The sequence below is a fragment of the Streptomyces sp. NBC_00988 genome, assembly GCF_045162645.1.
Taxonomy (GTDB): domain Bacteria; phylum Actinomycetota; class Actinomycetes; order Streptomycetales; family Streptomycetaceae; genus Streptomyces.
Genome location: NZ_CP108730.1, coordinates 2,002,285 through 2,024,322, shown reverse-complemented (window position 1 = coordinate 2,024,322; position 22,038 = coordinate 2,002,285). Strand labels below are relative to the sequence as shown.

The window sequence follows — 22,038 nt, the reverse complement described above, 5'->3', positions numbered from 1 at the left end:
CTCCGTCACACGCTTCGTCCCGTCACTGGTACGGCAGCGGCCGCCGGGTCGGTCCTACGGCCTCAGTCGCGCCGTCGGCAGCAGAGGAAGACCTGTTCCTCGGGCGGGACGTCGGCGGTCGCCGGGGCGTAGGTGTAGGAGTTCTCCTTCACGATCTCGAAGCCGGCCGTGTCGAGGATCTTGTGCAGGTCTTCGAGGAGATAGCCGGAGACCCTGATCGTGTTGCCCAGGAAGGGGATCTCGAAGTCGTCCACATGGGCCTCCACCATCGACAGGACGAACAGCCCGCCCGGATTCAGCAGGTGGTGGATCGTGCGCAGGGCGAGCGGGATCTCCGCGCGCGGGAGCATCAGCAGGGAGAAGAACGCGGCGACCCCGTCGAAACGGCCCAGGTCACGGGCGCCGCCCGGGCGCAGCTCTGCGAGGTCCAGCTGATGGAACGTGGCGGTGGGGACGTACTCCCGGGCCAGCGCCACCATCCGGGCGGAGAAGTCCACGCCGACGACCTCGAAGCTCGCGTCGGCCAGCTGCCGGGCGGTCGGCACACCCGTGCCGGAGCCGAGGTCCAGCACGCGGGCGCCCGGATCGAGGGACTCGATCAGCCAGTCACCGGCGCCGACCTGGCCCTCCTTGTGCGGGAAGGCCTCGTCGTACCGGTCCCCGATGGCATCGAAGGCCTCGGCCTGACCGGTGCGGTCGAGCCGAAGGCTGTCGTAGCCGGACCCGTCGTGCGTTCCGCTCACTGAAGTGGCCTTTCGTCCGCGCATAGAGGATTGTCCCACAAGTCCGTGAAGTGAGGTTTTGGCGGAAAAAGAACGTGAGGGGCGCCCTGGGGCACCCCTCACGGAACGTCGAGGGCGAGGAAAGCGGACGAACTGGTTTCAAGAAGGAGTTGAGAAGGAAGTCCGTCCATGGCCTCGCCGAGACCGACGCTATCAGTCAGGCGGGGATCAGGGCGCGCAGATTTTCGAGAGTCACGACAAGAGATCCGGCGGGCAGCTCGTCCGGGCGGCGCAGCCCGATGTAGGTGACCGGACCGTCCGGCACCGTCTCGCCGTCCCACAGGGTCACCTTCGTCGCGTCCCCGCTCATCAGGTCGACGAGATGGCGCACGGTGAGCTGCTCGCGCTCGACGATCCCGCGCAGCAGGTTCGCCACCGTCACCCGGTTCCGCTCCACCCGGTTCGCCGACGGGGTGCCCCTGAGATACAGGTGCAGCCACTTCGCCCGCCAGCCGCCGTCCTCCCCGCGCAGGAACACCAACGGCAGCGCGACCCGCCCCGTCCCGCGCAGCTCCGACTTCATCCGCACGGTACGCGGCTCGAACGGCCGCCCCTGCTGCTCGCCCTCGCGCAGCATGAACCCGAAGAACGACTCCTCGACCTCCTCGAAGCCCTCGCCCGCGAAGATGTTGACCTGCGGCACGACGAACGCCCCGCGCACGGCACCGAGCCGCAGATTGATGAACTCGGAGGCCCCGTCCGGCGCTTCGGTGATGTCACCGGAGTGCTCGCCCTCGACCTCGGTGAGCGCGGTGTACGACAGCCACGCGTTCGTCGAGTAGTCCGCGTTCAGCATCAGCGCCGACAGGTCGAAGTCGGTGCGCTGTTCAGTCTCCTTCCAGTACACGAAGAAGCGCAGCAACTCGCCCTCGACCAGGGAGAGGGACCCGCGCGGCAGCACCCCGAGCCCGACCGCCGTCGCCTTCCCACTCAACGGCAACGCCACGTCCAGCACCTCTGGATCGACCAACAGCCGCTCCGGAGAAGGCAGTCGACGCCGCGTCTCGTCGTCGAGCGCGGCGATCAGCCGATTCCGCTCCGCCGGTCCTACGATCGAGCGCTCGTCGTCGGTCACCCAGGCGCGGCCGCGCCGGTTCACGAAGACCCGCAACTCCCCGGTGTCCCGGGCCCGGTTGTGCAGATGCTCACGCACCGACAGCACGACCCGGCCCGACACCTGGGGTGCAACCTGCTCGGCGGCGGCCACCACGGCGTCCCGCTCCTCCTGCGTGAGCGCCATGCGCAGCAGCCGGTCCAGCGCGCGGAACAGCTTGCCGGGCGCGGACTTCAGCAGCTCCAGCGCACCCAACAGGTCGGCCTCCCCGAGGAGTTCCTCGACCCGGCCGTCGAGCGACCGCGCCTTCAGCTCTCCTCGCGCCACCGCGAACACGTCGGCCGCGTGCGGCCATCGCGGGTACTCGTGCGGGTGCAGCCGCTCCCCGAGCCGCTTCCACGCCTCGCGGTGCGCGTGCACGTCGGCGAGCTTGGCGGGGGACGCGGCGATCACGGAGTCCAGCCCCGCGAGCAACGCCCGCCGCACCGGGCGGGACAGCGAACGGAAACGGGTCGGCTCCACCAGCGACACATCGCCGTCCGACAGCGCGCAGGCCAGCCGCAGCACATCGGTCACGGTGTCCAGCAACAGCCCCGAACCCGCCTTCAGCCGGGCCTCGTTGACGATCGCGCGGTTCTCCCGGACCGGGATCGCCTCGGGCTGCGGCCCGTCGACGCACCGCTCGGCCAGCGCCCGCAGATCGCCCTGGTGCTCTTCGCCCAGCGGTGTGGTGCTCCCGGCCAACGCCAGGTACAGGGCGGTGAGTTCGCCGGCCAGGTCACCGCCCGCGTGCAGCACCGTGAGCCGGTCGCCCGCCGCCGCGATCAACTCGTCCTGCGCGGCGAGCAGTTCGGCGTACGTGTGCTGGTACCTGCCGTACGTCGGCAGGCTGAGCAGGTTCACCACCCCGGTCCGCAACTGCTTGAGCGTCGCGGTCGGGGTGTTCTCGTCGCGGAACGCGTCGGCGATGCACGACATCCAGAAGTCCACGGTGTCGGGCACGTTGGCCGGGAAGTCGATGAAGTAGGCGTTGTGCTGGACGTGATCGCCGACGAGCTCGCGGACGGTCGGCAGCGTGCGTCCGGCGATACGGACGACCGTCTCCTCGGGCAGCTCGGACAGCCGGACCAGCAGGTCCGGGGAGAGCTTGAAGCCCACGGAGAGCAGCGCGGCGTCGAACTGCCGCGCAGCGGTGGCGCCTTCATCCACGGGGCCGGTGGTCTCACCTGAGGGACCCGTGGGGAGGGGGACGCGGAACGTGTGCCGGAGGACCAGTGGTTCGAGACGGTCGATCATTCCCGCATGGTCCCAGAACCGAACAAGCGGGCGCATTCGGGTTTCCCGTGGAGGGTGCGGCGACCTTCCTCCTCGTTCGGTCAGCGTCCGGGCGCTCCCGCCCGCAGTCCGTCCATGACCAGGTCCAGGAGCCGCCCGGCGCGCCCCTGCCAGTCGCCGTGCGGTTCGATCTGCCACAGGCCCGCGATGGCGAGAAAGAAGTCGTCGGGGGTGACGCCCGGGCGGATGGTGCCGGCCTCGTCGTTCGCCCGCAGGAGCAGCGCGACGGCCTCCGTCACCGCGCCGTGCCCAGGCCTGGCCGGGGTGCCGGACGCTCCGGCCGCCTGCCGCAGCGCCCCAGCCAGACCGACCTTGGCCCTGGCGAACCGGGCGAGGCGGTCCATCCACTCCCGCAGCGCCAGGTCCGGTGCGCTCGTCTCCAGCAAGGGGGCCGCCGCATCGGCGACCTGCTGCATCTCGTGGCGGTAGATCTCCAGCAGGAGCGCTTCGCGGTTGGGGAAGTTGCGGTAGAACGTGCCCTGTCCGACACCGGCCTTCCTGGCGATCGTGCTCAGCGGGACGTCCGCCGCGAGCGTCAGCTCGGCGAGCGCCACTTCGAGGATGCGCTCGCGGTTCCGCTGGGCGTCCGAGCGCTGGGGCGCGCCCAACTCTTCGCGCACTCCTCCTCCTTGCGGGAAATACGGCAGAGCCGACCTTGCTAAGCGGACAGCTGTCCGTTAGGTTCCTGGATAACGGACAGTTGTCCGCTTAGAGCTCACTCTACCGGCAGAACGGGCTGTGCGAACGGCCGGATCGATCGCCGATCGCCGTCCGGAATTCTCGGGCGACCCGTGGGCTCACGGATCTCCTCGTCCGGCTTCGACGCGCCCCCCATCCGCGAGAGAAGGCTGATCATGGCCCCATCGACGTCCAGCGTCATCACCCTGAACATCAACGGAGAGAAGCACACGCTGCCCGTCGATCACCGCACGACCCTGCTCGACGCCCTGCGCGAACACCTCGACCTCACCGGCACGAAAAAGGGCTGCGACCAGGGGCAGTGCGGGGCCTGCACGGTCCTGCTCGACGGCCGCCGGGTCGTCTCCTGCCTCCAGCTGGCGGTGGCCGCCGAGGGGCGCGCCGTCACCACCATCGAAGGCGTGGCCGACGGCGGCCGGTTGCATCCCGTGCAGCAGGCGTTCCTCGACCTCGACGGTTACCAGTGCGGCTACTGCACTCCGGGCCAGATCTGTTCGGCCCTCGCGGTGATCGAGGAGCACGCGGCGGGCTGGCCCAGCGCCGTCACCGCCGACGTACGGCCCGAGGCGGGGCCGCCACCCCTCACCGCCGAGGAGATCCGGGAGCGGATGAGCGGCAACCTGTGCCGGTGCGGCGCGTATGTGTCGATCGTCCAGGCGGTCGCCCGGGCGGCCGAGGCGCGGGGGACGGAAGCACCGCGGGCCGAGGAGGAGCAGGACGACTTCAAGGAGGCCGTGGCATGAGGGAGTTCGAGTACCGGCGGGTGCTCGACGTCTCCGGCGCGGTCGCGCTGCTCGACGCCGAGCCCGACGCCCGTTTCCTCGGCGGCGGCACCAACCTCGTCGACCTGATGAGGGCCGGCGTGGAGCGTCCCACGCGGCTCGTCGACGTACGCGAACTGCCCCTGGACCGCGTCGAGACGACGGCGGACGGCGGCCTGCGCATCGGCGCCACCGTCACCAACAGCGACCTCGCCGCGCATCCCGAAGTGCGCCTCCGTTACCCGGCGTTGGCCCAAGCGGTGCTGGCCGCCGCCTCCGGGCAGCTGCGCAACATGGCCACGGTCGGCGGAAATCTGCTCCAGCGCACCCGCTGCGCCTACTTCACCGACGTGACCCAGCCCTGCAACAAGCGGGCCCCCGGCAGTGGTTGCCCCGCGCTGAAGGGCGAGCACCGCAACCACGCGATCCTCGGTGCCTCCGAGCACTGCGTGGCCACCCACCCCTCCGACATGGCGGTGGCGCTGGCGGCCTTCGACGCGGTCGTGTCGTACGAAACCGCCGCCGGGCCCGTTGAGTTGGCGCTCACGGACCTTTATCTCCCCGTGGGCGACACCCCGCACCGCGAGACCGCGCTGCCGCCGGGCGCGCTGATCACCGGGGTCACGCTGCCGCCCGCCCCGGTCGCCGCCAACTCCCGCTACCGGAAGGTGCGCGAGCGTGCCTCCTTCGCGTTCGCCATCGGCTCGATCGCCGCCGCCCTCGACGTGCGTGACGGTGTCGTGCGCGAGGTACGGCTGGCCTTCGGCGCGGTGGCGTCACGGCCGTGGCGGGCGCGGCAGGCCGAGCGGGTGCTGACCGGGGGACCGGCGAGCGCCGAGGCGTTCATGGCGGCCGCGGACGCCGAACTGGCCGCCGCCGAGCCGCTGTCGGACAACGCCTACAAGGTCACCCTGCTGCGCAATCTCGTCGTGGCCGTACTGACCGAACTCGCCGAGGAGACCGCTCGATGACCACCACGACTCAGGCCGTTCGGCCGACGGGTGCCTTCGGAACCGCCCACACCCGCGTCGAGGGACGGGACAAGGTCACCGGCGCGGCCCGCTACGCGGGAGACTTCCCCTTCGCCGAACTCGCCCACGGCTGGCTGGTGTTGTCCACCGTCGCCCGAGGCCGCATCCGCACCGTCCGGGCCGACCCGGTGCTCGCGATGCCCGGAGTCCTCGCCGTCCTGCACCACGAGAACGCACCGCGTGTCACCACCGACTACATGAGTGTCGTGGGCCCGCCGGACCCGGCCCTCGGACTGTTCCAGCACGACCAAGTCCCTTACGTGGGCTGGCCGGTGGCGCTGGTCGTCGCCGAGACGTCCGAGCAGGCAAGGGAGGCCGCCGAGGCGCTGGTGGTCGACTACGACGAGGAGCCGCACGACATCGCGTTCTACGCCGGGCACCCCGACGCCTACCTGCCCGCGGGCTCGCCCGCCGGACCGGCCGAGGTGGTGAAGGGCGACGTGGAGGACGCCCTCGCCCGGTCCGCCGTGGTCGTCGACGAGGAGTACACGACACCCGAGGAGCACCACAGCCCCCTGGAACCCCATGGCGCGACGGCCCGTTGGGAGGCCGGACGGCTCGACGTCGTCGACTCCAACCAGAGCACCGTGTGGGTGGCCGGCGAACTCGCGAAACTCTTCTCCCTCGATCCGGCGGCCGTGCGGGTGCGGTCCGAACACGTCGGCGGCGGCTTCGGATCCAAGGGCGTACGGCCGCACCAGGTAGCCGCCGCGATGGCCGCGACCGCTCTCCAGCGCCCGGTCCGCGTGGTGTTGACGCGCCGTCAGATGTTCTCCCTGGTCGGCTACCGCAGCCCCACCACCCAGCGCGTCAGGCTCGGCGCCGACCCCGACGGCCGGCTGCGCGCCCTCGACCACCAGGCACTCAGCCTCACCTCGACCGTGCACGAATTCGTCGAACCGAGCGCCGCGTTCGGACGCCCGCTGTACGCCGCCGACGCCCACCGCACCGCCTTCCGGGTCGTACGGCTCGACCTGCCGACCCCCACCTTCATGCGCGCCCCGGGGGAGGCGCCGGGGTCCTTCGCGCTGGAGTCCGCGCTCGACGAACTCGCCGAGAAGTGCGGACTCGACCCGATCGCCCTGCGCGTCCGCAACGAACCCACGGTGGGGCCCGTCTCCGGACTCCCCTTCAGCAGCCGCAACCTGCTCGCCTGCTTCGACGAGGGCGCCCGGCGCTTCGGCTGGGCCGACCGCGACCCCCGCCCCGGCGTGCGCCGCGACGGGCGCTGGCTGCTCGGCACCGGCATGGCCGCGTCCACCTTCCACGTCGGGGTCGGCCCGTCCACGGCGGCCGTCACCGCGGAGCCGGACGGCACCTACACCGTGCGGATCAACGCGACGGACATCGGCACCGGCGCCCGCACCGCGCTGACCCTGGTCGCCGCGGAGTCGCTGGAGACCGAGCCGGCCCGGGTCCGGGTGCACATCGGGGACAGCGACCTCGGAGCCGCGATGTTCGCGGGAGGCTCGATGGGCACCCGCTCCTGGGCCTGGGCGGTGATGCGGGCCGCGGCCGACCTGCGGGAGCAACTGGCCCTGGGCGGCGACATCCCGCCCGACGGCATCACCGCGCGAAGCGACACCGCCGAGGCCGTCGCCGCGCTCGCCAAGAAGGAACGGCACTCCTTCGGGGCGCAGTTCGCCGAGGTCGCCGTGGACACCGCCAGCGGTGAGGTCCGAGTACGACGGCTGCTCGGCATCTTCGCCGCCGGACGCATCGTCAACCCGCTGACCGCGCGCGGTCAGTTCGTCGGCGGGATGATCTGGGGCATCTCCATGGCCCTGCACGAGGAGGCGGTCCGCGACACGGCGTCCGGCGCCCAGGTCGGACCGGACTTCGCCAACTACCACTTCTCCGCCAACGCCGACATACCGGCCATCGAGGCGGACTGGGTCGACGACCCCGACCCGGACGACCCGGTCGGCATCAAGGGCATCGGTGAGATAGGGGTCGTAGGGACCGCCGCGGCGATAGCCAACGCCGTCTGGCACGCCACCGGCGTCCGCCACCGTGCCCTGCCGATCCGCCCCGACCGGGTCCTGACCGCGGGCGGGGCGCCAAGTGCTTGACATCGCCGAGGAGTTGGACCGCTGGATGCGGGACGGCCGGGACTTCGCCGTCGCGACCGTCGTCGCCGTGGGCGGCAGCGCACCGCGCCCACCCGGCGCCGCGCTCGCCGTCGACGCCGACGGCACGGTGATCGGCTCGGTCTCCGGCGGCTGCGTCGAGGGCGCGGTCTACGACCTGTGCGTCCAGGCACTCCAGGACGGCGAGCCGGTCCGCGAACGCTTCGGCTACAGCGACGAGGACGCCTTCGCCGTGGGCCTGACCTGCGGCGGGGTGATCGACGTCCTGGTCACGCCGGTCCACGCGGGCGATCCGCTGTTCACCGCCGGGCTGGCGGCGGCGGCCCGGGGAGAGGCGGTCGCCCTCGCCCGGGTCGTCCGGGGTCCGGCCGAACTGCTCGGCCGCGCACTGCTGGTCCGCCCGGACGGTTCGTACGAGGGCGGTCTCGACGGACGCCCCGCGCTGGAGCGGACCGCTGCGGCGCAGGCCCGCGCGCTGCTGGACGTCGGCCGCACCGGGTCGGTGGAGATCTCGGAGGACGGCTCGCACTGCCCCGGTGGTCTGACCCTCTTCGTCGAGTCCAGCGTGCCCGCACCCCGCATGATCGTCTTCGGTGCCGTCGACTTCGCGGCGGCGCTGGTGCGGGCCGGCAAGTTCCTGGGCTATCGGGTGACCGTGTGCGACGCCCGGCCCGTCTTCGCCACCCGGAGCCGTTTCCCGGACGCCGACGAGATCGTGGTCGACTGGCCGCACCGCTACCTCCAGCACACGGCCACGGACGAGCGCACGGTCCTGTGCGTACTCACCCACGACGCCAAGTTCGACATACCGCTCCTCGGAGAGGCCCTGAGGCTGCCCGTCGCCTTCGTCGGAGCCATGGGCTCGCGCCGAACCCACGAGGACCGCGACCGACGGCTCCGGGAAGTCGGCGTCAGCGAGCGGGAACTGGCCCGGCTGCGCTCGCCGATCGGCCTCGACCTGGGCGGCCGTACGCCCGAGGAGACGGCCCTGTCCATCGCGGCGGAGATCGTCGCCGTACGCAACGGCGGCTCGGGCGTGCCGCTGACCGGCTCGGCGGCACCGATCCACCGCGACCGGGACAAGACCGTGCTGGGGGTGTCCTGAAACGGACCGGTCAGTCCTCGGTGAGCCAGTCGTACGCCCCCTGCGCGCTGAACTCCGCCTGCCCGCCCCGCAGTAGCAGCCCAGCCGTCGCGAACTCGGGGGCGTCGGCCTGCGCGGCCACGTACGGGATCGCGACGCAGCGCATCCCGGCCGCGTGCGCCGCCGCCGCGCCCGGAGCCGCGTCCTCCAGGACCACACAGTCGGCCGGAGCCGCCCCGAGCCTGCGCGCGGCCTCCAGGAAGACGTCCGGTGCGGGCTTGCCCCGCGGCACCTCGTCCGCCGAGACCACGGTCCGCAGCGACGTGTCGAGCCCGGTGCCGGTCAGGATCGCCTCGATGGCCTCCGGCGACGAACCCGACGCCACCGCCATCGGCACCCCCTCGGCCGCGAGCAGCTCCACGAACTTCCGCATCTCCGGGTACACACGCGTGGCGGCCCGGGCCAGCGCCAGATAACGGCTGTTGGTCTCCGCGAGCAGCTCCTCCACCGGCGCCGTCAGGCCGTGGCGCTCCTTCAGTAGGACGAGGGTCTCCTGGGTGCTGATGCCGACGAAGCGCTCGTGCTGCGCCCACGTGAAGTCCGGGACGCCGTGCTCGGCGAGGGTCTGCCGGGTGGCTTCGTAGTAGTTCGGCTCGCTGTCCACGAGTGTTCCGTCGAGATCGAAGATGACCGAGAGGCCGCCGAGGTTGCTCATGGGTTCAGCATGCCAAGGGTCACTTCCCGGCCGCGCGGCCGATCGACTCCACCAGCGGCAGCAGCCGGTGCGGAACGCGCTCGCGCAGCGCCATCTCGGTCCGGGTGCGGACCACTCCCGGCAGGCTGATCAGCTGCTGGATCACGTCCTCCAGGTGGCCGTTGTCCCGCGCGACGACCCGGGTGAGCAGGTCCCCGCCACCGGTGATCGAGAACGCCTCGACGATCTCCGGTACGGCGGCCAGCGCGTCCCCGACCTCGTCGAGATGCCCCTGGGTGACCTCGATGTGCACGAACGCGAGCACCGGGTGCCCGAGCGCGGCGGGGGAGAGGAAGGGGCCCGTACCGGTGATCACCCCGTCCCGCTCCAGCCGGTCGAGCCGCGCCTGGAGCGTGCCGCGGGCGACGCCGAGCAGCCGGGCGTACTCGCGCACGCTGGTACGCGGCTGCTCCAGAAGCAGCCTGAGGATGCGGGTGTCGAGTTCGTCCACGCTCATGACGGAAGACTGTACCAATGGCCCAGCGCAATGCGATTGCGCCAATGGCCCATCTGATCGCGAGACACTTGAGCCAACCGCCCCGATGATGCTCTCATGGGCATGTCGATGGCGCTGCGGACCTCCGCGGCGCCTTTTTCATGCCGGTGTCCACCGGTGTCCAGGGGTACGCGCAGGGGCGGGAAGCAGTGCTGAAAAGGGTGTTCGTGGCTCCGGACCCGGGGCGCGTGCGGCTGCGGTTCGCCGCTCGGGCCGTTCTCGGCATCGGCCTCGCGGTCGTCGTCTGCGGGCTCACCGGGCAGTCCCTCGCGGGCGCCGTCACGGGTGGTCTGGCCGCGCTGCTCGCCCTGTTCACGGTGACGGACGCCTCGGTGCGCGGGCAGGCCGTCACCACCGCGCTGCTGCCCTGTGTGGGCCTGCCGGTGCTCGCTGCCGCGGCCGAACTGCACGACCACCCCGTCGCCCGCGACCTCACCTTCCTCGCCGTGGTCGGCGCCGGCGTCTACGCGCGCCGTTGGGGACCGCGCGGCCACAGCCTCGGCGTCTTCGCGTTCATGACCTTCTTCGTGGCCCAGTTCCTGCACGCGACACCGGACCAACTGCCCATGCTGTACGCGGCAGTTGGCCTCTCTGTGCTCACCGCGGCGACGGTCCGCTTCGGCTTCTGGTGCTACGAACGCCGACTCCCTCCGACCGCCGTACCCGCCCCAACTGCTGCTCGCGGTCTGGCCCGTGTGACCACGAGGCAGGCCGTCCAGGCGACCGCCGGCGCCGGATTCGCCCTCGTGGTGGGTCAGTTGGTGTCCGGGCAACGGTGGTACTGGGCCGTCGGCGCCACCTGGTGGATCTTCGTGAACACCACCTCGCGCGGCGAGACGGTGGTCCGCGGCTTCCGCCGCGTCCTCGGTACGGTCCTCGGCATCGCCCTGGGCCTGCTCGTGGCCGTACCGGTCCACGGCGCCCCCGTCCCCACCGCGATCCTGGTCGCCGCCTGCGTCTTCGGCATCTTCTATTCGGCCGCCGTCTCCTACACCTGGATGATGCTCTCGGTGACCTTGATGGCAGAGCTGCTCTACGGCCTGCTCGGCGTCCTGAACCCCGGCCTGCTGGCGCTGCGGTTCGCGGAGACCGGCGTCGGCGCGCTCGGCGCCGTACTGGCCGTCCTCCTCGTGCTGCCGGTGACCACCCACACCACCACCGACGCCTGGATTCAACGCGCCCTGCGCTGCGTCCACACCTGCACCGCCGAGGCCGCCGCCCGCCTCGCCGGTTCCGCGACGGCCGACCCCGCCGGACGCGTCGCCGAGCTGGAGCAACTCCTGGGCCGGGTACGGCTGTCCGTAGCCCCCCTCGTGCACCCGCTGAACCCCGTGCTCGGCCGCAAGCGTCGCGCCCGCCGGGTCCTCACCCTGCTCGACGACTGCGCCCGCGAGATCCGCGGCCTCGTCGCCGTGGCCGCCGACCCGGAGGCCTCCCACGACGCCCGCCTGGCCGCCGCCTGCTGGCGCGTGGAGACAGCTGTCGAGGCGCTCACCGACGGCGACGGATCACACCTCACGGCCACGGCCGCCCGGCCGCCCGCGGAGCCCGCGCTGGCCCACCTCCACGGCCTGGAACGCGCCCTCGCGGAACTCGCGGAGCCTCTGCGCGCACGGTCCGGTTCACGGCTCGTCGGAGCGTGAGCCGGTACGGGAGCGAGACCGGCACGGCTGGGCGGAGAATGCTCCGGGATTTGGTCTAGACCGGTCATGATCGACTGCTACCGTCACCCCGACAGCACGCAACCGGCGCGCGGATCCGGTGCGCTGACCGAGAGGGGACAGCGGTGGCAGACGGCGACAGGCGGGGACGGCGGGCCTTCATCGGGTCGTTCACGGCGGCGGGCGGCCCGGGTGTCGTCACGGCGGCCGTGGACGCGGACAGCGGCGCGCTGACCGTCCTGAGCAGTGTCAACGGCGTCCCCGACCCCTCGTATCTCGCCCTGGCACCCGACGGGGACACCCTCTACGCCGTCAGCGAGACGGCCGAGGGCGCGGTGGCCGCGTACCGCGTGAACGGCGACAAGCCCGAGCCGCTCGGTCCGCCGGTGCGCGTGGGCGGCGCGGGGCCGACGTACCTGAGCCTGTTCGCGGGGCACGTCCTGACGGCCGACTACGGCTCCGGCAGCGTCACTGCCGTGCCGGTCCGCCCGGACGGCACCCTGGCGAGCCGCCCCTCCGGACAGCTCCGGCACACCGGCTCCGGCCCGCACCAGCAGCGCCAGCAGGGTCCGCACGCCCACCAGATCCAGCCCGACCCGAGCGGCCGCTGGGCGGTCAGCGTCGACCTCGGCACCGACTCCGTGCGGGTGTGCACGCTGGACGACGGACGTCCCGTACCGCACCGCGAGATCGCGCTACGCCCCGGCTCGGGCCCCCGCCACCTGGCCTTCCATCCCGACGGCGCGCACGCCTACGTCCTCAACGAACTCACGCCGACCGTCACCGTCTGCCGCTGGGACGCTGAGAGCGGCTCGCTGAAGCCGCTGACCGAGGTGCCGGTCCTGCCCGGTCCGCCGGACGGCGACGCCGCCTACCCCTCGGGCATCGTGGCCTCGCCGGACGGCCGCTTCGTCTGGACGGCGACCCGCGGCGAGGACGTGCTCTCCGTGCTCGCCGTCGAGGGCGACGGGCTGCGGCTGATCGGCACGGTGCCCTGCGAAGGCCACTGGCCGCGCGCGATCGCCGAGGCCGGGGGCCACCTGTACGTGGCCAACGAGCGCTCCGGCGACGTGACATGGTTCACCGTCGACCCCGCCACGGGCGTCCCGCGCCGCGGCGGCTCGATCAAGGTGACCGCCGCGTCCTGCGTGGTCTTCGACTGAATCCGACGCGTTCGCCAGGCACGCATGCCGAAGGGCCCACTCCCGCATGAGGAGGGGCCCTTTCGGCGCTACGGCGTTACGCGTGCGGGGTGGATCAGCGAACCGGCGCGCCCTGCGGCTGCGGCGGGGCGATGCCCAGTGCCATCGTGTACTTGGCGAGCGCGAGCTTGCCGATCGCCGGGTACGGACCGAGCGCCTCGGCGGCGGCACAGCCGGCCTCGGCGGCGGCCGCCTGCAGCAGACCCAGGTCGATCTCGGGGCCGATCAGGTACGGCGCCAGCGCCAGCTGCTGCGAACCCGACCCGCGCAGCTGCTCCGCGATCGCCGCGATCGAACCTTCCTGGTCCAGAGCCGCAGCCATCACCGGCACGGCGAGACGCGCGGCGAGCAGCATGCCGGTGATTCCGGCCGCCTGCACGGCCTCCTCGCCGCCCACGGACGCGAGGATGATGCCGTCCGCGGCGGTCGCCACGGTGAACAGCCGGGCACGGTCGGCACGGGCCAGACCCGCCTCGGACAGCCGCACGTGCAGCGCCTCGGCGAGCAGCGGGTGCGGGCCGAGCACATCGGTCAGGTCGGCCGCGACCCGGCTGTCCATGACGGCCTGGCGGACCTGTCGCAGCAGCGCGCTGTCCGGGCCGGCGAGCAGCGGCACGACGACGGCCACCGGCCCGTCGGGCTCCTTGACGTCGGCGCCGGCGGCCCTGGCCTGCTCGAAGCGGGCGGTGCGCTCTTCAGCGGCGTGCGCGAGCACGGACGTCAGGGTGGGGAACTCGGAGTCGTCCCCGTCGAGATAACCGATGCGGCCGTCGAGGCCGGGCAGCTCGGAGCGCGCGATGCTCACGACCTCCTCGGCGAGGCTGCGCGTGGCCGCGCTCGGCGGGCCCGGCACGGCGAGGACCAGCGCGGGCGCGCCCTCGGGAGCCGCCAGCTGCTCGGGTCGGCGGTGCCGCCCGGGCTGGCGAGGTCGCGGCATTCGTACTGGCAGGCCGGACGCGGGCCCAGTGGGGGAGCTCATGGCGAGGCATGTTACTGGCTTCCTGGGCATCCCTGTTCGGGGAGGGTGCAGGTGAGCGGTATCCGTCCTGTTTTGTCTGATGAGTTACGTACGGATCAGAAGTGATCACCTTGTCCCTTTGGGCTCGCCACGGACAACATCACGTCGTCACACGGCAGAGCGAGCGCGCCCGCGGCAAGATCACGCGCGATCCGCACGGCACCGTCCAGCGGATCACCCTCCGGCGGAACCACCCGCGCATGCGGCAGTCGCTTCGCCAACTCCTCGTGCAGCGGTACGAGGAGAGGCTCGCCCATCTTGAACAGGCCACCGGTGAGCGCGACTTGGGGCTCGCCGGTGGCCGGGCAGACCGCAACGGCGGATTCGGCCATGTGCCGGGCGGCGGCGCGCAGGATGCCGTCCGCCACCGGGTCGTCCGCGGCGCACTCGGCGACGCGGGGCGCGAAGGCCGCGAGTACGGCGGGCCGGTCCGACCGCGGATACAACTGGCCCGGCAACCCCGCCATCGCCCCGAACTGCTCCTCGGCACAGCTCAACAGCGCCCCGGAACCACCGGCCCGCCCGTCGTACGCGCGCAGCGCAGCCTCCAGCCCGGCCCGCCCGATCCAGGCCCCGCCACCGCAGTCGCCGAGCAGATGCCCCCAACCGTCGGCTCTTCGCCACTTGGTGAGATCGGTGCCGATGGCGATGAGTCCCGTGCCGGCGGCGATCACGGCACCGGGCCGTGCCCCGAGGGCACCTACATAAGCGGTGACGGCATCAGCGGCGAGCGCGACGGTCCGCACCCCGAACTCCCGCGCCAGCGCGCCCGGCAACTCGGCCCGCAACCCGTCCCCGAGAGTGGCGAGCCCGGCGGCCCCGATCACAGCAGTGCCGACCTCGGACGCCCCGGATACCCCGGGCGTCTTGGCCTTTTCGGCCAACGCCCGCACCATCGGGACCAGTTGCTCCATGAAATGCCCGGCGTCGATCCCACGGGCACCGGTCCGAACGGGTTCTCCGGACGAGAGCGGGCCCGATCTTCGGCCACTGCCGACCTCGCCCACGACGACCCGGAGCCCGGAGCCTCCCGAGTCCACGGCGAGGAACCTGCCCACGGCATCCGGTGAACCGTCCCCCGCAACCGTCACGGCAGACGCCAGTCCACCGGTTGTCCTCCCTGCCGGACCAGCAGGTCGTTGGCGCGGCTGAAGGGGCGGGAGCCGAAGAAGCCGCGGTCGGCCGACATCGGGGACGGGTGCGAGGACTCCACCGAGGGCAGGTCGCCGAGGAGGGGCCGGAGGTTGCGGGCGTCACGGCCCCACAGGATCGACACCAGCGGCTTGCCGCGCGCCGCCAGCGCCCGTATCGCCTGCTCGGTGACCTCTTCCCAGCCCTTGCCGCGATGGGCGGCCGGACTGCGCGGGGCCGTGGTGAGCGCCTTGTTGAGCAGCAGCACCCCCTGCTGGCTCCACGGGGTCAGATCGCCGTTGGACGGCTGGGGGAGCCCCAGGTCCGTGTTCAGCTCCTGGTAGATGTTGAGCAGGCTCGGCGGGAGCGGACGTACCTCGGGGGCCACCGAGAACGACAGCCCCACCGCGTGCCCCGGAGTCGGATAGGGGTCCTGCCCGACGATCAGGACGCGGACGTCGTCGAAGGGCTGCTGGAAGGCTCGGAGGACATGCGGTCCGGCCGGTAGATAGGTGCGTCCGGCGGCGATCTCCGCGCGCAGGAAGTCCCCCATCTCGGCGACGCGTCCGGCCACGGGTTCCAGGGCTTTCGCCCAGCCCGGTTCGACGATCTCATGCAACGGTCGTGGTGCCACGGGCGTCACCCTACTGCCGTACAGGGCCCGGCGATCAACCGGTGGTCGCAGCCCGACCGAGAACGACCGAACCGTGGGCGCGCGTGAACGAAGCCTGCCCTGCCGGGAGTTGCCCTCCCGGAAGCTCCCGCCCTCACGCGACGACCGCCGCCCGCACGCACAGCACGTCCGGCAGATGGGACGCCAACTGCCGCCAGCTGTCCCCGTCGTCGTCCGACGCGAACACCTCGCCGTTGCGATTGCCGAAGTACACGCCCGCCGGGTCCGCGCCGTCCGTGCACATCGCGTCGCGCAACACCGTGCCGTAGTGGTCCTCGGTCGGCAGCCCTGCCGACAGCGGTTCCCAGCTGCGGCCCGCGTCCGCCGTACGGAAGACCCGGCACCGGTGCTCGGCGGGCACGCGGTCCGCGTCGGCGTTGATCGGGAACACGTACGCCGTGTCGCCGCGATGGGGGTGGGCCGCCGCCGCGAAGCCGAACGTGGACGGCAGGCCCGCGCCGATGTCCGTCCAGTGCGCGCCCGCGTCGTCGCTGCGGTACACGCCCCAGTGGTTCTGCAGATACAGCCGGTCCGGGGTCGCCGCGCCCTGCGCGATCTTGTGCACGCACTGCCCGAACTCCGGGTTCGGATCCGGCAGGAACACCGCCGGGACACCGGAGTTGGACGGCGCCCAGCTCTCGCCCCCGTCGCCCGTCCGGAACACCCCGGCCGTCGAGACGGCGACCGTCACGGCGCGCGGGTCGCGCTCGTCGGTGAGGACGGTGTGCAGGCCCTCTCCGCCACCGCCGGGCACCCACCGCGAACGCGTGGGATGTTCCCAGAGGGGGCGGACGAGTTCGAAGCTCTCGCCGCGGTCCTCGGAGCGGAACAGCGCGGCCGGCTCCGTGCCCGCGTACACCACTTCGGGCTCCGCGGCCGCCGGGTGCAACTGCCAGACCCGCTCCAGTGAAACTCCCGTGTCCTTGGGGAACTTGACCGCGGGCCGCGCCGGCTCGGCCCACGTCCGGCCGAGGTCGTCGGAGTGAAAGACGGACGGACCCCAGTGAGAGCTGTCACCCCCGGCCAGCAGTCTCGGCGTGGGGCCGCGGGTGTCGACGGCGACCGAATACAGCGCCTGCGCGTTGAAGTACGGACTCTCGTCGAACTCCCAGACCCCACCTCGCCTACGCCCGATGAACAGGCCTTTTCGCGTGCCCACCGCGAGCAGTACCTCCGTCATGCCGGCCACCTCCGCTGCGTTTTTGGCGACTTTGCCCCCATCACCCGCCAGTCTGCACCCCGCCACTGACAGTCACCCCTGCAACCGGCAACACCGCAGTTCAGGAGGTCAATATCGGTCCGTGGGGCAGATTCGCGAGGCCTTCCCGCGAAGGGCCTGCGGGAGTCCCGGCAGCCATGGGAACGTCGAGTCGGGGTATTCGTCGTGAGCATCGAGGAGACGTCTCCCGTATGGGAGGGCGGTTCGGCATGTCAGTGCGTTCATGAGGAGGATGCCTTCGATGGCGTTCCGAGGTCCGAAGGTGTGGCTGTGGCGGTGGCGGCGGAATCCGCTCAAGCGCCGTGCCGATGCGGTGGAATCGTGGATCGTGCTCGGCGCCTGGCTGATCACCGTCCTCGCCGGGGTGCTCGCCGGTCTGACGGCGACCCAGTCCGTCGAACACGAGCTGGCCCAGGAACGCGTCGACTGGAAACCCGTGGTGGCCCTGGTGGTCCAGGACGCGCCCGGCCCCGCCCCGGCGAACTCCAGCAGGACGAGCGGTGAACCGGTCTGGGCGAAGGTCCGCTGGACGGCCGTGGACGGCTCCTCGCACACCGGCCAGATACGCGTACCCTCCGGCAGCGCGATAGGCACTCCGGTGACCGTCTGGACCGACCCGCAGGGCCACCTGGTCACCAAGCCCGCCAGCGCCTCGCAGGCCAAGCTGCGGGCCGTGATGATCGGCACCCTCCTGGGCGTGGGCGCGGCGGCCGTCCCCTTCGTCAGCGCCCGGGCCCTGCGCGGCCGGCTGGAACGCCGGCGCATGGACCAGTGGGACGAGGAGTGGGCCCGCTTCGGCCCGCTGTGGGGCCGCAAGACGGGCTGAACGCCCGGCACGGCGTCACGAGCCCCTGCCCTGCGGATCGCAGACAGGGGCCCTCGTCATGCCCGTCACAAAGGCCCACCTGGTCCCAAGTCGCCCGTACTTCCCGGCACATGGACTTGTCCGATCTCGTTTGTCCCGCGCCTCCGGTCGTCCGGCCCGCCCGGTCTCAGGCCGCGCGTACTTCCTGGCACATGGACCCGTCCGGTCTCACTCGTCCCGCGCCTCCGGTCGTCCGGCCCGCCCAGTCTCAAGCCGCGCGTACTTCCCGGCACAGAGCCTTGACTGGCCCTGCTCGGCTCGAACTTGGCGGCAGAGAACCCGCCCGATCTCCCTCGCCCTGCACCTCCGGCACCCAACCCTGCCCGCAAGTCCGGCACCCACTCCCACCCGATCTCAAGCCCCGAGTACCTCCCGGCACACCTCCAACAGCCGCTCGTCCTCCAGAACGTCCTGGCTCCCGTGCCCGCCCGGCCGCACCAAATGCCGTCGCGGAGCGGCGAGTTCGGCCTCAACCAGGTCATGCAGAGGAGCCCCGGCCGCCCCCATGTCGACCAGGCGCGCGGCAATGTCGCCCCGCACCTCCGGATGCTCCACCCAGGCCGAACGCAGCACCGGAAGCACCCTCTCCACCTCCCCGGTGACCCGCCACAGCGCACACGCGCCCGCAGTCCGCTCCCGCGCGCACTCCGCCCCGACCATCCGCGCCAACCCGGGCGCCGCGGCCCGCGCGGCCGACCCCAGCCGAGCCAGTACCTCCGCGGCGGCCCGGCGCCGATGCGCGTCCGGTCCCGCCAACTCCCGTATCAGCACAGGCAGTACGGCCGATGCATCCGCCTCCACCGACCACAGCGCACCCGCGGCGACACCAGCGCACTCTGACTCCAACAGCTCCCGCAGCACGGGTACGACCCCCTCCGCGCCACCCCCGAACACATCGAGCGCCCGCACCACCGCCCCCACGACCCGGGGCCTCAACCGCACCCCGTCCGCCATCCCACCCAACAGCCGCACCACCTCCGGCACAGCCTCCCGATCGGCGAGCGCGGTCAGCGCCGACAGCAGGGGTACGGCACGGTCGTAGGTCTCGGGGGAGTCGAGGGGCACTTGGCCGAGCCGGTGTCGTAGTGCCGGGGCGAGCGGTGTGGCGGCGCGGCCGAGGTGGACGATCACGCGTCCCAGATCGTCGGGTACGACCGGCTGCGCGAGGACCCGGGCCAGTACCGGTGTCGCCCGTGGATCGCCACTGCGGGCAAGGGACTTGAGCGGACCGCCCAAGGTCGGCCCCCGGCGTTCCCAGCGGTGCACCCACAGGTCGGGGCGGGACGTCACGAGCGCGTGGAGGTGGTCGGCGGCAGGCGCGGCCAGGTGGAAGAGATCGCCCAGGACCGACACGGCGGCATCGCGCAACCGGTCCGACACCGCCGCACCGAGCAACGGAGGTGCCCCCGCGCCCAGTTGCTCACCGATCAGCTCGACGGGCACCGCGTAGTCGGCCCGCCACTCACGGAACAACCCCGCCGCCATCCACACCCCGTTGCACCGGTCGGCCGGGTCCGGGCTGGTCAACTGCCCTTCCAACAGGGCGATCCGGTCGCCCACCCGCCCGCCGAGCGCGGCGTGCAGCGTACGCAGCAGCAGCGCGCCCTCCTCGTCCGAGGGCCGCAGCCGCCGTAACCGTCCGGCGAGCGTGTCCGGGTCCGCATGGCCGCCCTCCGTCGGCGCCGAACGGCCCGACCGGCGCTGCTCGGACCGCTCCCCGAGGAGCTCGACGACGGTCGGGACCAGGTCGGCGGGGAGCAGATCGGGTGCGCAGCCCGCGAGTTGACCGAGCGCGGCGAGCCGTAGACCGGGGTCGTACGGCGGAGTGCCGAGCATCAGCAGGATGTCCAGCGCCTCGGGGGCGTGGGCCGGGTGCCGGCGTACGAACAGGCCGACGCTCTCGGTGAGGGCGAGCAGGACCCGGTCGTCGCGCTCCACCGCGATCCGCCGGCGCAACAGGCCCAGCACGCGCGCGGGTTGGTCGAGGAACCGGACGAGCGCTTCGGCCGCCGCGCGGCGCACGCCGGAGTCCCGGTCCCCGATGAGGACGACGAAGACCTCGGCGCCCGCACGGACGGCGGCGTCGGCCGCCCCGCGCCCGTCACCCGCTTCCCCCTCCTCCGGTGCGTGGCCCTGCCCGATGCTGACCAGAAGCTCCACCAACTCGCCCCGGTCCGCGACCTCTTCGCAAGAGGCGAGCGCGAGCAGAAACGGAACGCAGGCGAGCGTCGAGTCGTACACGATCCCCTGGTGGTGCACCGCGCCGTACATCCCGTCGAGCGCGCTCGCCCGCTCGACGGGGTCCGTGGAAGCCAGTCCCCGGAGCAGTCCGGGCACGTCCTCCGCACTGCCGTACGCATGCCGCAGTGAGGCCCAGCCGACCTCGTCGATCCCCGTGAACACGTTGTCCTCCCCAGGCGCAGTGCCAACTGATCGCGAGTCTGCACCACGCCACTGACAACGAAGCGGAATCGGGGAGTAACCGAGGGTCAGTCTTCTGCGGGCAGAGCGCGGGCGAGGATCGTGTCGAGGTCGGCGGAGTCGGGGAGGGTGCCGAACGCGTGCCCCCAGTCGCCGGCCAGCCGGGTCGCGCAGAAGGCGTCGGCGACCGCGGCCGGGGCGTGTCGTACCAGGAGGGAGGCCTGGAGGGTCAACGCCATCTGCTCGACGAGACGGCGGGCTCCCGTCTCGGTGGCCTCGCTCAACCCGTTCTTCAACCGGCTGACGGCCGCGTCCAGGCGGGCGTCCGCGCCCTGCGCCAGGGCGAGTTCGGCGAACAGTGCGTCCGCCGTGCCGGGGTCGCGGGTCAACGCCCGTAGTACGTCAAGGGCGTTGACGTTCCCCGAGCCCTCCCAGATCGAGAGGAGAGGCGCCTCGCGGTAGTGGCGGGGCATGCCCGAGTCCTCGACGTAGCCGTTGCCGCCGAGGCACTCCAGGGCCTCCGCCGTGAAGGCCGGGCCGCGCTTGGTGACCCAGTACTTGCCGACGGCGGTGGCGATCCGGCGGAACGCCGACTCGGCGCCGTCCGCGCGCACCGCGCGCACCGCGCGGTCCGCCGCGCCCGCCAGCCGCAGCGTGAGCGTCGTGGCGGCCTCGGACTCCAGCGCCAGATCGGCCAACACGTTGCGCATCAGGGGCTGTTCGAGCAGCCGCGCGCCGAACGCGGACCGGTGCCGCACATGGTGGCCCGCCTCGACGAGCGTCTTGCGCATGAGAGTTGCCGACATCATCACGCAGTCCAGGCGGGTGCAGTTGACCATCTCGATGATGGTCTTGACGCCACGCCCCTCGGGACCGACCAGCCAGGCGACGGTCCCGTCGAACTCGGGCTCCGAGGACGCGTTGGACCGGTTGCCCAGCTTGTCCTTCAGCCGCTGGATACGGAACGTGTTGCGGCTGCCGTCGGGCAGCACACGCGGCACCAGGAAGCATGACAGTCCGTCAGGAGCCTGTGCCAGCACGAGGAACACGTCGCACATCGGCGCCGACGTGAACCACTTGTGCCCGCGCAGGGTGTAGACGCCGGGTTCGGCGGTGGGGGTGGCTGTTGTGGTGTTGGTGCGGACGTCGGAGCCGCCCTGCTTCTCGGTCATCCCCATTCCGGCGAGCAGCCCGCGCTTCTCGGTCGGGACGCGCAGGACCGGGTCGTACACCCGGCTGGTCAGCAACGGCTCGTAGACGGCGGCCAGTTCGGGCGTCGCGCGCAGGGCGGGGACGGCGGCGTACGTCATCGACGTCGGGCAGCCGTGCCCGGCATCGGTGTGCCCCCACACCAACCCCCGTGCGGTACGGGCCACATGGGCGCCGGGACGCTCGTCCGCCCAGGGCGCTCCGGCCAGCCCCTCGGCCACGGCGACGCCCATCAGCCGGTGCCAGCTCGGGTGGAACTCGACCTCGTCGATCCGGTTGCCGTAGCGGTCGTGCGTGCGCAGCTCCGGCTCGTGCCGGTTCGCCTGCTCACCCCACTCCTGCGCCTCCTCGCTGCCAGCTGCCCGCCCGAGCCGCCGTACGTCCTCCTCGGCCCAGCCGGCACCCTCCCGGCGCAGCCCTTCCAGCAGGGCCGCGTCCTCGGAGGCGTCGTACGGGGTCAGCGGTGGGGGCTGGTTGGTGACGTCGTGCGTGGCGTTCCGCGGCTGCGGCGGTATGTGCGCGAGTGTCTGGGCCATGGTCTCAGTGTTGCACT

General features: G+C 72.2%; 18 protein-coding genes. 7 read left to right on the top strand and 11 right to left on the bottom strand.

Annotated features, from left to right (window positions below; genetic code table 11):
* Window positions 1-62 precede the first annotated feature (62 nt).
* From OG496_RS09360 to OG496_RS09350, 3 genes are all read right to left on the bottom strand, one after another.
* Complete coding sequence (locus OG496_RS09360; RefSeq protein WP_405970395.1) at window positions 63-767, bottom strand: class I SAM-dependent DNA methyltransferase; 705 nt, start codon at window positions 765-767, stop codon at window positions 63-65.
* Window positions 768-939: 172 nt separating this feature from the next.
* Entirely contained in the window at window positions 940-3,132 is a 2,193-nt protein-coding gene (locus OG496_RS09355) for a hypothetical protein (protein ID WP_405970394.1), read from the bottom strand.
* Window positions 3,133-3,212: 80 nt separating this feature from the next.
* The gene (locus tag OG496_RS09350; RefSeq protein ID WP_366498644.1) at window positions 3,213-3,791 is read right to left on the bottom strand and encodes a TetR/AcrR family transcriptional regulator; all 579 of its coding nucleotides are present in this window, start codon (window positions 3,789-3,791) and stop codon (window positions 3,213-3,215) included.
* A gap of 234 nt (window positions 3,792-4,025) precedes the next feature.
* On the opposite strand from OG496_RS09350, the gene OG496_RS09345 reads away from it, so the two are divergent.
* Genes OG496_RS09345 through OG496_RS09330 form a run of 4 tightly spaced genes read left to right on the top strand, consistent with a single transcriptional unit; the run spans window position 4,026 to window position 8,857 of the window.
* Window positions 4,026-4,613, top strand: a complete 588-nt coding sequence (locus tag OG496_RS09345; RefSeq protein WP_405970393.1) for a (2Fe-2S)-binding protein — start codon at window positions 4,026-4,028, stop codon at window positions 4,611-4,613.
* On the top strand, window positions 4,610-5,602 hold the full coding sequence (locus tag OG496_RS09340) for an FAD binding domain-containing protein (RefSeq protein ID WP_405970392.1): 993 nt from the start codon (window positions 4,610-4,612) through the stop codon (window positions 5,600-5,602). Before OG496_RS09345 ends, OG496_RS09340 begins: the two co-directional genes overlap by 4 nt.
* Window positions 5,599-7,734 carry a xanthine dehydrogenase family protein molybdopterin-binding subunit gene (locus OG496_RS09335; RefSeq protein ID WP_405970391.1) on the top strand — a complete coding sequence of 712 codons (2,136 nt, stop codon included), beginning with the start codon at window positions 5,599-5,601 and terminating at the stop codon, window positions 7,732-7,734. Before OG496_RS09340 ends, OG496_RS09335 begins: the two co-directional genes overlap by 4 nt.
* Complete coding sequence (locus OG496_RS09330; protein WP_405970390.1) at window positions 7,727-8,857, top strand: XdhC family protein; 1,131 nt, start codon at window positions 7,727-7,729, stop codon at window positions 8,855-8,857. The genes OG496_RS09335 and OG496_RS09330 overlap by 8 nt, the downstream gene beginning before the upstream one ends.
* Window positions 8,858-8,867: 10 nt before the next feature.
* Here the strand turns inward: OG496_RS09330 and OG496_RS09325 are convergent, their stop codons facing one another.
* A complete protein-coding gene (locus OG496_RS09325) occupies window positions 8,868-9,551 on the bottom strand; it encodes an HAD family hydrolase (protein WP_405970389.1) in 684 nt (227 codons plus the stop codon).
* A gap of 19 nt (window positions 9,552-9,570) precedes the next feature.
* Window positions 9,571-10,047, bottom strand: coding sequence for an Lrp/AsnC family transcriptional regulator (locus tag OG496_RS09320; RefSeq protein WP_366498638.1), 477 nt, complete (start codon window positions 10,045-10,047; stop codon window positions 9,571-9,573).
* A 188-nt stretch (window positions 10,048-10,235) separates the two neighbouring features.
* On the opposite strand from OG496_RS09320, the gene OG496_RS09315 reads away from it, so the two are divergent.
* Together OG496_RS09315 and OG496_RS09310 are read left to right on the top strand one after the other, a co-directional pair.
* The gene (locus tag OG496_RS09315; RefSeq protein ID WP_405976590.1) at window positions 10,236-11,729 is read left to right on the top strand and encodes an FUSC family protein; all 1,494 of its coding nucleotides are present in this window, start codon (window positions 10,236-10,238) and stop codon (window positions 11,727-11,729) included.
* Window positions 11,730-11,872: 143 nt separating this feature from the next.
* A complete protein-coding gene (locus tag OG496_RS09310; protein ID WP_405970388.1) occupies window positions 11,873-12,910 on the top strand; it encodes a lactonase family protein in 1,038 nt (345 codons plus the stop codon).
* 94 nt (window positions 12,911-13,004) lie between these two features.
* Here OG496_RS09310 and OG496_RS09305 read toward each other — a convergent pair whose 3' ends face one another.
* The 4 genes from OG496_RS09305 to OG496_RS09290 form a co-directional block, all read right to left on the bottom strand.
* A complete protein-coding gene (locus OG496_RS09305) occupies window positions 13,005-13,928 on the bottom strand; it encodes a sirohydrochlorin chelatase (RefSeq protein ID WP_405970387.1) in 924 nt (307 codons plus the stop codon).
* A gap of 95 nt (window positions 13,929-14,023) precedes the next feature.
* Entirely contained in the window at window positions 14,024-15,058 is a 1,035-nt protein-coding gene (locus OG496_RS09300) for an N-acetylglucosamine kinase (RefSeq protein ID WP_405970386.1), read from the bottom strand.
* Entirely contained in the window at window positions 15,055-15,732 is a 678-nt protein-coding gene (locus OG496_RS09295) for a uracil-DNA glycosylase (RefSeq protein WP_399392500.1), read from the bottom strand. The genes OG496_RS09300 and OG496_RS09295 overlap by 4 nt, the downstream gene beginning before the upstream one ends.
* A 133-nt stretch (window positions 15,733-15,865) precedes the next feature.
* Window positions 15,866-17,017 (bottom strand): WD40/YVTN/BNR-like repeat-containing protein, encoded by a 1,152-nt coding sequence (locus OG496_RS09290; protein ID WP_405970385.1) that lies wholly within the window; start codon window positions 17,015-17,017, stop codon window positions 15,866-15,868.
* Between the two features lie 214 nt (window positions 17,018-17,231).
* On the opposite strand from OG496_RS09290, the gene OG496_RS09285 reads away from it, so the two are divergent.
* Complete coding sequence (locus OG496_RS09285; protein ID WP_405970384.1) at window positions 17,232-17,816, top strand: hypothetical protein; 585 nt, start codon at window positions 17,232-17,234, stop codon at window positions 17,814-17,816.
* A 393-nt stretch (window positions 17,817-18,209) separates the two neighbouring features.
* Here OG496_RS09285 and OG496_RS09280 read toward each other — a convergent pair whose 3' ends face one another.
* Both OG496_RS09280 and OG496_RS09275 read right to left on the bottom strand, forming a co-directional pair.
* A complete protein-coding gene (locus OG496_RS09280; protein ID WP_405970383.1) occupies window positions 18,210-20,258 on the bottom strand; it encodes a HEAT repeat domain-containing protein in 2,049 nt (682 codons plus the stop codon).
* Window positions 20,259-20,344: 86 nt separating this feature from the next.
* A complete protein-coding gene (locus OG496_RS09275; protein ID WP_405970382.1) occupies window positions 20,345-22,021 on the bottom strand; it encodes an acyl-CoA dehydrogenase family protein in 1,677 nt (558 codons plus the stop codon).
* Between the last annotated feature and the right edge of the window lie 17 nt (window positions 22,022-22,038).